The sequence below is a fragment of the Streptomyces sp. NPDC059853 genome (genome assembly GCF_042731495.1).
Taxonomy (GTDB): domain Bacteria; phylum Actinomycetota; class Actinomycetes; order Streptomycetales; family Streptomycetaceae; genus Streptomyces.
Genome location: NZ_JBHWJL010000009.1, coordinates 1 through 11,647, shown reverse-complemented (window position 1 = coordinate 11,647; position 11,647 = coordinate 1). Strand labels below are relative to the sequence as shown.

The 11,647-nt window shown below is 71.9% G+C and carries 12 protein-coding genes; 2 read left to right on the top strand and 10 right to left on the bottom strand.

Annotated elements, in window-relative coordinates:
- Positions 1 to 27 precede the first annotated feature (27 nt).
- Positions 28 to 663 carry a nicotinate-nucleotide adenylyltransferase gene (nadD, locus tag ACFV5N_RS01920; RefSeq protein WP_385592685.1) on the bottom strand — a complete coding sequence of 212 codons (636 nt, stop codon included), beginning with the start codon at positions 661 to 663 and terminating at the stop codon, positions 28 to 30.
- A 41-nt stretch (positions 664 to 704) separates the two neighbouring features.
- Complete coding sequence (locus tag ACFV5N_RS01915) at positions 705 to 860, bottom strand: hypothetical protein (RefSeq protein WP_385592682.1); 156 nt, start codon at positions 858 to 860, stop codon at positions 705 to 707.
- 152 nt (positions 861 to 1,012) lie between these two features.
- Here ACFV5N_RS01915 and ACFV5N_RS01910 point away from each other — a divergent pair, with 152 nt between their 5' ends.
- On the top strand, positions 1,013 to 2,128 hold the full coding sequence (locus ACFV5N_RS01910) for a M48 family metallopeptidase (RefSeq protein ID WP_385592679.1): 1,116 nt from the start codon (positions 1,013 to 1,015) through the stop codon (positions 2,126 to 2,128).
- Here the strand turns inward: ACFV5N_RS01910 and ACFV5N_RS01905 are convergent.
- The 8 genes from ACFV5N_RS01905 to ACFV5N_RS01870 all read right to left on the bottom strand — a co-directional run bounded on the left by ACFV5N_RS01905 (position 2,079) and on the right by ACFV5N_RS01870 (position 9,581).
- Entirely contained in the window at positions 2,079 to 3,158 is a 1,080-nt protein-coding gene (locus tag ACFV5N_RS01905; protein ID WP_385592676.1) for a hypothetical protein, read from the bottom strand. The genes ACFV5N_RS01910 and ACFV5N_RS01905 overlap by 50 nt on opposite strands.
- Before the next feature lie 50 nt (positions 3,159 to 3,208).
- On the bottom strand, positions 3,209 to 3,748 hold the full coding sequence (locus ACFV5N_RS01900; RefSeq protein WP_385592673.1) for a hypothetical protein: 540 nt from the start codon (positions 3,746 to 3,748) through the stop codon (positions 3,209 to 3,211).
- A gap of 50 nt (positions 3,749 to 3,798) precedes the next feature.
- Positions 3,799 to 5,073 (bottom strand): glutamate-5-semialdehyde dehydrogenase, encoded by a 1,275-nt coding sequence (locus ACFV5N_RS01895; protein WP_385592670.1) that lies wholly within the window; start codon positions 5,071 to 5,073, stop codon positions 3,799 to 3,801.
- 53 nt (positions 5,074 to 5,126) lie between these two features.
- A complete protein-coding gene (locus ACFV5N_RS01890; RefSeq protein WP_385592667.1) occupies positions 5,127 to 5,540 on the bottom strand; it encodes a hypothetical protein in 414 nt (137 codons plus the stop codon).
- A 119-nt stretch (positions 5,541 to 5,659) separates the two neighbouring features.
- A complete protein-coding gene (gene proB / locus ACFV5N_RS01885; protein ID WP_385592664.1) occupies positions 5,660 to 6,778 on the bottom strand; it encodes a glutamate 5-kinase in 1,119 nt (372 codons plus the stop codon).
- A 128-nt stretch (positions 6,779 to 6,906) separates the two neighbouring features.
- Complete coding sequence (locus ACFV5N_RS01880; protein ID WP_385592661.1) at positions 6,907 to 7,200, bottom strand: hypothetical protein; 294 nt, start codon at positions 7,198 to 7,200, stop codon at positions 6,907 to 6,909.
- 149 nt (positions 7,201 to 7,349) lie between these two features.
- Entirely contained in the window at positions 7,350 to 8,858 is a 1,509-nt protein-coding gene (locus tag ACFV5N_RS01875) for a bifunctional phosphatase PAP2/diacylglycerol kinase family protein (protein ID WP_385592658.1), read from the bottom strand.
- Between the two features lie 93 nt (positions 8,859 to 8,951).
- Positions 8,952 to 9,581 (bottom strand): alpha/beta family hydrolase, encoded by a 630-nt coding sequence (locus ACFV5N_RS01870; RefSeq protein ID WP_385592656.1) that lies wholly within the window; start codon positions 9,579 to 9,581, stop codon positions 8,952 to 8,954.
- A 143-nt stretch (positions 9,582 to 9,724) separates the two neighbouring features.
- Here ACFV5N_RS01870 and ACFV5N_RS01865 point away from each other — a divergent pair.
- The coding region (locus ACFV5N_RS01865; protein ID WP_385592653.1) for a glycosyltransferase family 2 protein at positions 9,725 to 11,647 on the top strand (1,923 nt) is incomplete at its 3' end.

Sequence of the window (11,647 nt, the reverse complement as noted above, 5' to 3'; positions counted from 1 at the left end):
GTGCCGCCCTTCAGTCCCTCAGCCGGTTCAGCCTGTCCGCTCCGGAAGGTCAAGGTCCCGGTCCCGGTAGAGGGCGCGCTTGTTGATGTAGCGCACCACCCCGTCCGGCACCAGATACCAGACCGGATCACCCCGGGCGACCCGCTCGCGGCAGTCGGTGGAGGAGATCGCCAGCGCGGGCACCTCCACCAGCGAGACCCCGCCGTTGGGCAGCCCGGGATCGGCGAGGGTGTGACCCGGGCGGGTGACACCGATGAAATGGGCGAGCGAGAACAGCTCCGGGGCGTCCCGCCAGGTGAGGATCTGGGCGAGCGCGTCCGCGCCGGTGATGAAGAAGAGATCCGCGTCCCGGTGGAGTTCCCGCAGTTCCCGCAGCGTGTCGATGGTGTACGTCTTGCCGCCGCGGTCGATGTCGATACGGCTCACCGAGAACTGCGGATTGGACGCGGTCGCGATGACCGTCATCAGATAGCGGTCCTCGGCGGCCGAGACCTGCCGGTGCTCCTTCTGCCACGGCTGCCCGGTCGGCACGAAGACGACCTCGTCGAGGTGGAACCGGGCCGCCACCTCACTGGCGGCGACCAGGTGGCCGTGATGGACCGGGTCGAACGTCCCGCCCATCACACCGAGCCGCCGCCTCCCGGCAGTTATCCCGTCTCCCATAAGCCGACCCTCGCTGGTGGTTGCCGCTGAGGCCGTACGGCTCAGCGGTCGCGGTTGAGACGGGTGGTGATCCACAGGAGCACCAGCAGCCCCGCGAGCGTGCCGGCGCCGATGAAGTACGGGTTGAGGCTGTCGTGCCCGCCGCCCTCGCTCGCGAGTGTGGTCAGGGCTTCGGCGGTGCTGCTGGGCAGGTTCATGAACGGACCTATCCGGAACGAGACGGCTGGGACGTAGGCTCATCGTAAGCGGACGCGTCCGCCACGGCCTCCCGCCCCCACCACTGGGGGTGCCCCGCGGTGCGGAAGGCCGGGCCGGACGGCGCTCACACCAGACGTCATGAGGGGGCCCGATGAGCGACGACACCGGATCCGACGAGGCAACGCCCGACCCCGCAGCCCTCAACCGCGAGCGGCTCCCCGGCCGGAACCGCCGCCGGTTCCCCGGCATATCCTCCCGCGCCTACGAACACCCCGCCGACCGCTCGGCCCTGGTCGCGCTGCGCAAGCTGACCGGCTTCGACACCGTCTTCAAGGCGCTCAGCGGCATGCTGCCCGAGCGCAGCCTGCGGCTGATGTTCCTGTCCGACTCGGTCCGCGTGGACGAGCGGCAGTTCGCCCACCTGCACCAACTCCTCCTGGACGCCTGCGACACGCTGGACCTGGACACCGTCCCGCCGATGTACGTCAGCCAGGACCCGAAGCCCAACGCCATGTGCATCGGCCTGGACCAGCCCATCATCGTGCTCACCACCGGGCTCGTCGAACTCCTCGACGAGGACGAGATGCGCGCCGTCATCGGCCACGAGGTCGGCCACGCCCTGTCCGGGCACGCCGTCTACCGCACCATCCTGCTCTTCCTCACCAGCATCGCCGTCCGGGTGGCGTGGATCCCGCTGGGCAACATCGCCATCATGGGCATCGTCACGGCGCTGCGCGAATGGTTCCGCAAGTCCGAACTCTCCGCCGACCGCGCCGGACTGCTCGTCGGCCAGGACCCGCAGGCTTCCCTGCGCGGCCTGATGAAGCTCGCCGGCGGCAACAACCTGCACCACATGAACGTCGACGCGTTCCTCGACCAGGCCAAGGAGTACGAGGCGGGCGGCGATCTGCGCGACTCGGTGCTGAAGATCCTCAACGTCCTGCCACGCACCCACCCGTTCGCCGCCGTCCGCGCCGCCGAACTGCACCGCTGGGCCGCCAGCCGCGACTACCAGCGCATCATGGACGGCCACTACCCGCGCCGCGACACCGACGCGGACGCCTCCGTCAGCGGCTCCGTCCGGGACTCGGCGGGCCACTACGCCCAGGCGGTGAAGAACAGCAAGGACCCGCTCATGAAGCTGGTCTCGGACGTCGCGGGCGGGGCGGGCGACCTCGGCGGCAAGCTCCGCGACTTCGCCACCGGCCGCACCGGTACTAGAAAAGCCCCGCCTCGCGAGCCGGGTCAGGACTCGGCAGCGCCGTAGCGTCCAGCGCCCCGCACAGCGGAATGTGGTCGGCATCGGCGGTGTACGGATCGGTGCCGGCCGGCTGGGAGTCACCGGCCCGCTCCCCGGCGAACAACGGCCGCAGCGGGCCGTCCGGATCGGCGCCGCAGTCCATCGGCCCGGCCAGCAGATCCGCCTGCCGCAGGATCACGGTCCGCTCCTCGATGCCCTGCTCCCCGAAGAGCATCTCCACCTCGCGCCGCACCGTCAGCAGCGTGGCCGGCTCCTGCGGGCCCGCCCCGGCCGGCCGGACCGCGTACACCGTGACATGGCGCGCCGTCACCTGGAGCACGTCCTCCGCGCTCTCCGCGAACGAGAAGGTGCCCTCCACCCGCACTCGCGGATCGGCCAGTTCGACCTCCTGCGGGTCGAAACTCACCAGCCAGGCCGTCAGCGGGGCCGCCGCCGAGCCGCCCGCGACCGCCCGGTCCAGCTGCCGCCGCTGCTGCGGATCCAGCAGGTCGCGCACCGGCACCACCGTCGTCCCGGTCAGCACGTCGTGGGTGAGCGCGCTGGCCGCGATGTACTCCTTCGCCAGCGTCAGCGCCGTCAGCACCTGTTCGCGGGTGAAGTGCGCGGTGGCCCGCGCGTCGGGCAGCAGCACCCCGGCCGGACCGGAGCCGAAGTCCCGCGCCGGGCTGGTCTCGAACAGCTCGGCCGTGTCCACCGAACCGGGCACCACACCGGCCGGGGCCAGCGGCACCAGCGTGGACAGCGGCGGCTGGAGGACCTGCGTCCCCCCGCGCCCGTACGGGGCGCCGTTCCCCAGATAGAGGGCGGCGCCGAAGGCCAGCAGAATGATCACCCCGAGCGCCAGCCCCTGCCGCGGCACTCTCCTGCGCTCCTCCGGAGGGCGGCTGCGCACTGCCGCACCGTGGTCCTCCAGCCGCTCCCGTGCCGAGAACTCCTGGAGGCGTGCGGCATTGACAAATGACTCGTCGAAGACGGTGGATGCGTATTCCTCGTCCCCGCTGCCCGGGAGCCCCCCGGGGTCCGAACGCCCGGCCACCCGTCCAGCGTACGGTCACCGGCGGACGGCCAACACCCCTTACCCGCCCTTTACAAGCCCTCCTCCGGCTCGTCCTGCTCGCTCGCCGGCGGCAGCAGGTCCTGATCGCCCGATCGCTGAACGGCTATGAGCGCGAAGGCGATCACGCTGATCCCCATCACCACGGCCAGCACACAGGCCACCGGCCGCTGCCAGCGCACCGGCCGCCAGGCGGGCGGCGGACCGCTCTGCGCGGGCCCGGCTATGGCGGGCCCGGGAACGGGCGGCGGGACCGCCACCTCGCTGGTACGGGCCGGCTCCTCGTCCTCCTCGTCGGGCGGGAGGTAGCGCAGATAGTCGGAGCGGTCGAAGCGCCCCTCGTCGTCATCGTGCTCGCCGTACAGCCCCTGCGCTTCGGCGGCTTCGGACTCCGCCCGTTCCAGCGCGGCGTACAGAATCCGCTCCGCGGCGGTCGGCTCATGGATCTCGGCGGCTTGGACAAATGCGTCGTCGAGCACCACCGAGGTGAAGACCTCATCGGCGGCGCCGCGTTCCTGGTTGTCTGGCCTGTCTCCGTCCGGGAACGGCAGGCCCCCCACGTCATCCGGCACGCATCCCAGCGTAGGCGGATTGGCGGCGCGGGGGGAGGGTCGCTCGTAATTCACTCGCGGGTGTGACCGTCCCCGGTGACCACATACGTCGTCGAGGTCAGCTCCGGCAGCCCCATCGGGCCCCTGGCGTGCAGCTTCTGGGTCGAGATGCCGATCTCGGCGCCGAAGCCGAACTGTCCGCCATCCGTGAACCGCGTGGAGGCGTTGACCATCACGGTCGCCGAATCCATCCGCGCGACGAACCGCCGCACCGCACCCGTGTCCCGGGCCACGATGGCCTCGGTGTGCCCGCTGGTCCACCGCCGGATGTGCGCCACGGCCGCGTCCAGGTCGTCCACGACGGCGGCGGCGATGTCCAGGCTCAGATACTCGGCCGCCCAGTCCTCGTCGGTGGCCTCGGTCACCGCGACACCGGCCTGCTCCCCCGCCTTGCACCAGGCCGCGTCCCCGTGCACCGTGACCCCGGCCTCCGCCAGGGCGCCGAGCGCGAGCGGCAGGAACCGCTCGGCGACGGCCGCGTGCACCAGCACCGTCTCGGCGGAGTTGCACACCGAGGGCCGCTGGGCCTTGGAGTTCACCAGGATCCTGACGGCCATGTCCAGGTCGGCGCTCTCGTCCACGTACACGTGGCAGTTGCCGACCCCGGTCTCGATGACCGGCACCGTCGACTCGCTGACGACGGTGCGGATCAGCGACGCCCCGCCGCGCGGGATGAGCACGTCGACGAGCCCGCGCGCGGTCATCAGCTCCCGCACCGACTCCCGGCTCTCCCCGGGCACCAGCTGGACGGCGTCGGCCGGCACCCCGGCGGAGACCACCGCGTCCCGCAGCACCCCCACGATGGCCGTGTTGGAGGAGTAGGCGGAGGAGGAACCGCGCAGCAGCACCGCGTTCCCCGACTTCAGACAGAGCGCGGCGGCGTCCACCGTCACATTCGGCCGGGCCTCGTAGATGATCCCGACCACCCCGAGCGGCACCCGCACCTGGCGCAGCTCCAGACCGTTCGGCAGCGTGGAGCCGCGCACCACCTCGCCCACCGGGTCGGGCAGCGCCACCACGTCCCGTACGTCGGAGGCGATGGCGGCCACCCGCTGCGGGGTCAGGGTCAGCCGGTCGATGATGCCGGGGGCGGTGCCCGCGGCGCGCGCCCGCTCGATGTCCTCCCCGTTGGCGGTGACGATCTCCTGCGCCCGCGCCTCCAGGGCGTCCGCGATGGCCAGCAGCGCCCGGTCGCGCACGGCGCGCGGCAGCGGAGCCAGCTCGGCGGCGGCCTCCCGGGCCCGCCGGGCGGTAGCGATGACAGGGGAATCCACGACGCTGCTCATGCCACCAGCGTAACGGCGCGCTCACCCCGTCCCGCCGGGCGTCCACAGTCCGGTCAGAAGGGGTGCACCCCGACGGGTACGGCCCTGGCCGGGCCGCAGCCCTCCGCGATCCGCTGCTGGTAGGTCTCCCGGCCGATCACCTCCAGGCCGACGATCTCCCAGGCCGGGAGCCGCGCGGTCCGCCGGTGCTCGCCCCACAGCCGCAGCGCCACGGCGGCGGCGTCGTGCAGGTCGCGGGCCTCCTCCCAGTACCGGATCTCGGCGTGATCGCTCGCGTACCGGCTGGTCAGCAGGAACGGATGGTCGTGCGCCAGCCGCTCAAGACCGCCGCGCACCTCACCCAGCGGGACCGCGCTCCCGGCGACGCTGAGGGTGATGTGCCACAAGCGGGCGGCCTCCCGCTCCCCGGCGGTGTTCCGGGTGACGCCCTGCTCGCGCTGCTCTCCGACGCTGGCCAGTCGTCTCACCGGCAGCCTCCTGACGTGGTACTGACATGTGGCCGGCCCGACACGCGAGGACCGCGTCTCAAAGTTGACCAGCTCATGGACGGCCGTGGGGCCGTTTCCGGGATCCTTGCCGGAAAGGCTTATGCCCGCATCAGCACAAGGTCATCACGGTGAACGACCTCGCGTTCGTAGGCGGGCCCCAGTTCCCGGGCCAGTTCCCGGGTGGAGCGGCCGATGAGCTGGGGGATCTCGCGGGCGTCGAAGTTGACCAGACCGCGGGCGACGGCCTGCCCGGCGGCGTCACGCAGTTCGATCGGTTCTCCGGCCGTGAACTCCCCTTCGACCGCGGTGATCCCGGCCGGCAGCAGCGAACTGCCCCGCTCGGTGACCGCCCGCACCGCGCCGTCGTCCAGGACGACGGCGCCCCGGGGCACGGAGGCGTGCGCCAGCCACAGCAGCCGCCCCGCCGAGCGCCGCCCGGTGGCCCGGAAGTACGTCCCGGTGGCGGCCCCGGCCAGCGCCTCCCCGGCGTGCCCGGCGGAGGTCAGCACCACGGGGATCCCGGCCTCGGTGGCGATGGAGGCGGCCTCGACCTTGGTGACCATCCCGCCGGTCCCCACCCCGGACTTCCCGGCCTTCCCGATCTCGACCCCCGCCAGATCCTCCGGCCCGGCCACCTCCTCGATCCGCCGTGTCCCGGGCTTGCGCGGATCGCCGTCGTAGAGCCCGTCCACGTCGGAGAGCAGCACGAGCAGATCGGCCCGCACCAGATGCGCCACGAGCGCGGCGAGCCGGTCGTTGTCGCCGAACCTGATCTCGTCGGTGGCGACCGTGTCGTTCTCGTTGACGACGGGCACGACCCCCAGCTCCAGCAGCTCGTCGAGCGTGCGGTAGGCGTTGCGGTAGTGCGCGCGCCGGCTGGTGTCGTTCGAAGTGAGCAGCACCTGCCCGACCCGCCGCCCGTACCGGGCGAACGAGGCGGTGTACCGGGCCAGCAGCAGCCCCTGCCCGACACTGGCGGCGGCCTGCTGCCGCGCCAGATCGGAGGGCCGCCGCGCGAACCCGAGCGGCGCGAGCCCGGCGGCGATGGCGCCGGAGGACACCAGGACGATCTGCCGGTCCTCCTGCTTCACCAGCACATCGACGAGCGCGTCCACCCGGTCGGCGTCAAGCCCCCCGGCGGCCGTCGTCAACGACGAGGACCCCACCTTGACAACCACCCGCCGAGCCCCGAAAACCCCCTGCCGCACCGCACCCACCGACGTACACCCTCACGACTCGCTCCAGTCTTGCCTCCCCAACCTATGCCACGAGCGAGGTCACACACCCCCGGGTTTCTCTCCCTCCGAAGCTTGTGAACGGGGCGGCCCGCTGGGATCGCATCACGTCAATCACCGGAGATCCACAGATAACCCCTGCTCCTGACCACCTCGTCCAGAATGGACTTGAACTCCGCGGCATCGCCCTTTGCGTCGAAATTCCGCTCCAGCAAGAGGTCGATCTCACCCATTACCCGCAACAACTGGGGAGAGTTGAACATCGTGTCACCGTGAGGATGAACTCCCGCCAGAAGGGCATCGGCATCAACGTGTGGCAAGATCGCTTCGAGGTGCGCCCCGGCTTGCCTGCCTGCATGAACCCGCTGATGATTCTGATCTTCGATGTAGACCGCAAGGCCCATGGAAGCTCCACTCCATTGCGTGGGCTCGGCCAGGAAAGACCGAGCTGATCCCACGAACAATCATCCGGACACCGACGGCTTCGGAACAAGGTGCACGCTGATGACGGGCCCGGCCCGAGCCGGTCCGGACGCTTCCGCCTGGTCCCCGCTCAGCCCTGCGAGACGCCGTCCACCGGGCCCGCCGGGCGGTAGACCGTGAGTGCCTGGCGGCGTTTGCCCAGGACCAGGCCGCCGGTGGACAGTTCCCTGACCTCCCCGTCGTACGCGAACAGCACCTGCCGCTCCGCCGTCTCCAGCCGCAGCCGCGGCACCTGGGCGGTGACCAGGACGCGGGAGTTGTGGAGCGTCCCGGTGAGCACCGCGAGCAGCAGCCGGACGCGGGCCAGGGGCAGCGAGCCGTCCACCGTCCGGATGTCGAGCAGGCCGTCGTCGAGGCTGGGCCGGTGGGTGGGGGCGAACCCGGCGGGGTGGTAGACGCCGTTCCCCGCGAACAGCAGCCACAGCCGGCGCTCGGTGCCGTTGATCACCACCGTGCTGGGGCGGCTCGTGGCGAGCACGGTGGCCAGGGCGACGGCCAGCGCGGGCCACTTGCCGAGCCACTTCTCCAGTTTCTCGCGGCGGTGCACCAGTTCGGGGTAGACGCCGAGGCTGAAGGTGTTGAGGAAGATCTTCTCCCGTGACCCGTCCGTGGAGGCGGCCCGGCCGAGGTCGACGCGGACCGCGTCGCCCGCCCGGAGGGCCTCGGCGACCTCGGACACCGTCTCGATGCCGAGGTCGGCGGCGAAGTGGTTGAACGTTCCGCCGGGGAAGACCGCGAGCGGCACCCCGTGCCGTACGGCCGCGCCCGCCGCCGCGTTGACGGTGCCGTCGCCGCCGCACACCCCGAGCGCGCCACCGTCCCGTGCGGCCCGTTCGGCGGCGTCGTCCAGCAGCTCCACCAGGTCGTCGTCGGGCTCCAGGGTGCGGAGGTCGGCCTGGGGCAGCAGTTCCCGCAGTTCGTCCGCCACCCGGCCGTTGAACCCGGAGCCCGGGTTGACGATCAGCGAGACGCCTGCCCCCTCCGCCAGGGCGGGTGCGGGCAGCCGCGGCCGTACGGCGATGGCGGGCGTCTCGGGCCGGGTGGGCCACCAGTGCGAGGTCAGGGCGGCGGCAGCGGCGCCGATCGCCACCCCGGCCAGGACGTCGCTCGGGTAGTGCACCCCGACGTACACCCGCGACAGCGCGACGGCCCCGGCCAGCGGCGCCACCAGCAGCGCGGCGCGCGGCGACTCCAGCGCGACCCCGAAGGTGAACGCGGCGGCCGAGGCGGAGTGCCCGGACGGGAACGAGGTGGTGTGCGGCGTGCGGCGCAGCCGCCGGGCCACCGGTACCTGGTCGATGACGGGCCGGGTCCGCCGGGTGGTGGGCTTGGCGATCAGGTTGCTCACGGCGGAGGCGACGGCCAGCGAGCCGAGGCCGCGCAGGGCACCGCGCCGTGCGCTGCGCCCGCCCAGCACTCCGAGGGCCGCCGCGGTCCCGGCCCACAGCACACCGTGGTCGGCGGCCCGGCTGATGCGGGGCAGCACGCTGTGCACGCCGCGCGGCCGGGCAGCGGCCAGGCGGGCGAACAGTACCCGGTCGAGATCTCGCGCGCGGAACCTTCTGCCGAATGCGGTCATGACGGCCCGCCTACCCCGGCTGTCGCCGGTTCATCCGAGGGGCCGCGTCCTGGTGCGCCCGCGTGCGTGGCGCGTGTCACCGGCGTGCGCATCTCACCGCCCGCCCTGCAGGGGCTGCCACCCGGCCACCGCGCGGACCACCGCGTCCAGCGTGTCCGCCTGGCTCACCGGGGCCGACTTCGGGACCGTGAAGGCGTGGCCCGCGTGCGGGATCTCCGTCACCTTCGTCCCCTCCGGGAACTCACCGGGACTGCCGAAGGGGTCCTTGCCGCCCTGGACCACCAGCAACGGCACCGTCACCGCCGCGAGTTCGTCCGCACGGGACCGCTCCGGCCGCCCCGGCGGGTGGAGGGGGAAGGAGAGCGCGAGCACCGCGTGGGCGCCGAGTTCCGTCGCCGTGCGGCAGGCCACCCGGGCACCGGCGCTGCGGCCACCGGCGACGACCGGCAGTTCCATGCCCTTCAGCGCCGGCCACAGCTCCCGCCAGGCGGCGTCCAGGGTCCTGGGCGCGGGAGCGACCCGTTTGCCCGCCACCCGCCACGGCTGCTCCACCAGCGCCACGGTCACCCCCCGGTCCGGCAACGCCGCCGCCAGGGCCGCCAGGTCCCGCGCCTCGATACCGCCGCCCGCGCCGTGCCCGAGCGCCAGGACGGTACGGGCCCGCGCCGCCCGGTGCCAGGTGATCCGGGCCTCCCCCACCGGGGTATGCACTGTCTCGATCATGCCGTTCAGTGTGCGCCCGGACGGCCCGGTGCACCGGCTGATTCCCGTCTCCGAGGTGTGTCGGGATGACTGCGGCCGGTAGGCTTCACCGAACAGTCTTCACATTTTCAGATGCTATTCATTCATACCCTGATGGGCCTACGATGAGTACACAAACCGGTCACACGCCGGACGTCAGCGTCATCATCGCCGCATACAACGCCATGCCGTACCTCACCAAGAGCGTCACCTCCGCTCTGGAACAGAGCATCGGCCGCGACCGGCTGGAGATCATCGCTGTCAATGACGGCTCCACCGACACCACCGGTGCGGAACTCGACCGACTGGCGGCGGAACACCCCGCCACCATCACCGTCCTCCATCAGGAGAACTCCGGCAGCGCCGCCGGTCCCCGGAACCGGGCTCTCGATCACGCCCGCGGCCGTTTCGTCTTCTTCCTCGACGCCGACGACTACCTGGGTCCCGAAGCCCTGGAACGCATGGTCGGCGCGGCCGACCGCAATGGCACCGATGTCGTCCTCGGCAAGACCATCGGTGTCGGCGGCCGTAAATCGCCCACCATGTACAAGAAGAGCGAGGAGAAAACCGATGTCTTCTCCTCCCGCGTCTACTGGACGCTCAATCCGATGAAGCTCTTCCGCCGCGAGCTGATCGAGAAGCACGGGCTCCGCTTCGGGCACGATCTGAAAGTCGGCGAGGACCAGCCTTTCACCGCACTCGCCTATCTGCGCGCCGCCGGCATATCCGTGGTCGCCGACTACGACTGCGTCTACTGGGTGCACCGCGACGACGGCGGCAACAGCACCAAGACCGTCAAGGAACTGGACTCGCGCGTCCGTGTGCTCCAGCACATGATGCCGCTGGTCGCCGACGAGGTACCCGAGGGCCCGCAGCGCGATCATCTGCTGCACCGTCACCTCGACACCGAACTCCCCTGGGTGCTGCGCCGGCTCCCCCAGCTCGAAAGCCGGGCGGAGCAGGAACGCATCGTCGCGGACCTCCGCCCGCTCTTCGACGCGTACTACACCGACGCACTCGCCGCCCGGCTCCCCGCCATGCTGCGCCTCCAGTGCCACCTCGTGCGGCACGGCATGCTCGACGAACTGCTCACCGTCCGCCGGTTCAACGAGGTCCCCGCCGCCGAGCGCGTCTTCGACGTCACCGTCGAGGACGGCCGGGCGTACGCCCACTACCCGTACTTCCGCGACGACACCGTCAAGATCCCGGACGCCGTCTACGACTACACCGACCAGGTCACCATCCGCCAGGACCTCCGCCGTCTCCACCTCGACCCGGCCACCGGCACCCTGCGCATCGAGGGAACGGCACGGTTCCACCGCGTCGACCGACAGGAGCCGAGCACCACGCTCGTCCTGCGCGAGCGGGACGGCGACACCGAGCACCGGATCCCCCTGGATCCCGGCGCTCCGCTCGTCCTCCCCCTGCTGACCGCCGCCGGTGGCACGGCGCTCCCGGCCGGCACCTGGGATGCTTTCGTCTCCCTCACCACCGCGGGCCTCACCAAGGAGGCCCGGATCGGCTCCCGTTCCGAGGACCTCGACACCGCGCCCGCGGACCACGAACTGCGCGACGGCACCCAGCTCCGCCCCGTCCGGGCCTACTTCACCCCGCGCGGCAACCTCAGCGTGAAGACCGGCGCGCCCGTCTCCCGGCTCAAGCGCGAACTCAGACCCGACGAGGTCCGCTGGTCCCCCGAGGACCCCTCCCGCCTTCTCCTGAGCGGCACCCTGCGCGGCCTCGACCCCTCCGGCGAGCGGCTGCTGATCCGGCTCACCGACGCCGAGGGACATCGCGAGGAGTACACCACCGACGTCGACCCCGCCACCGGCCGCTTCGAGCAGGCCGTCCCCCTCGCCGCCGGCGAGTGGCGCGTGCACTGGCTGCTCGACGTGCCCGGTGCGACCCCGCGCCGGGCCACCCTCGCCGTCGAGGTGCCGCGCGACCTGCCGGTCACGCAGTGGCGCCGCCGGCTGGTGCAGTTCTGGTACGCCAAGCCGCTGCCCGCAGCCAAGACCAAGACGCTCACCCTCCGGGTCGGCCGCAAG

Excerpts from the sequence above, each read along its gene's own strand:
- nadD (WP_385592685.1), bottom strand. The coding sequence starts at position 663 with ATGGGAGACGGGATAACTGCCGGGAGGCGGCGGCTCGGTGTGATGGGC.
- ACFV5N_RS01915 (WP_385592682.1), bottom strand. The coding sequence starts at position 860 with ATGAACCTGCCCAGCAGCACCGCCGAAGCCCTGACCACACTCGCGAGC.
- ACFV5N_RS01910 (WP_385592679.1), top strand. The coding sequence starts at position 1,013 with ATGAGCGACGACACCGGATCCGACGAGGCAACGCCCGACCCCGCAGCC.
- ACFV5N_RS01895 (WP_385592670.1), bottom strand. The coding sequence starts at position 5,073 with ATGAGCAGCGTCGTGGATTCCCCTGTCATCGCTACCGCCCGGCGGGCC.
- ACFV5N_RS01880 (WP_385592661.1), bottom strand. The coding sequence starts at position 7,200 with ATGGGCCTTGCGGTCTACATCGAAGATCAGAATCATCAGCGGGTTCAT.
- ACFV5N_RS01875 (WP_385592658.1), bottom strand. The coding sequence starts at position 8,858 with ATGACCGCATTCGGCAGAAGGTTCCGCGCGCGAGATCTCGACCGGGTA.
- ACFV5N_RS01870 (WP_385592656.1), bottom strand. The coding sequence starts at position 9,581 with ATGATCGAGACAGTGCATACCCCGGTGGGGGAGGCCCGGATCACCTGG.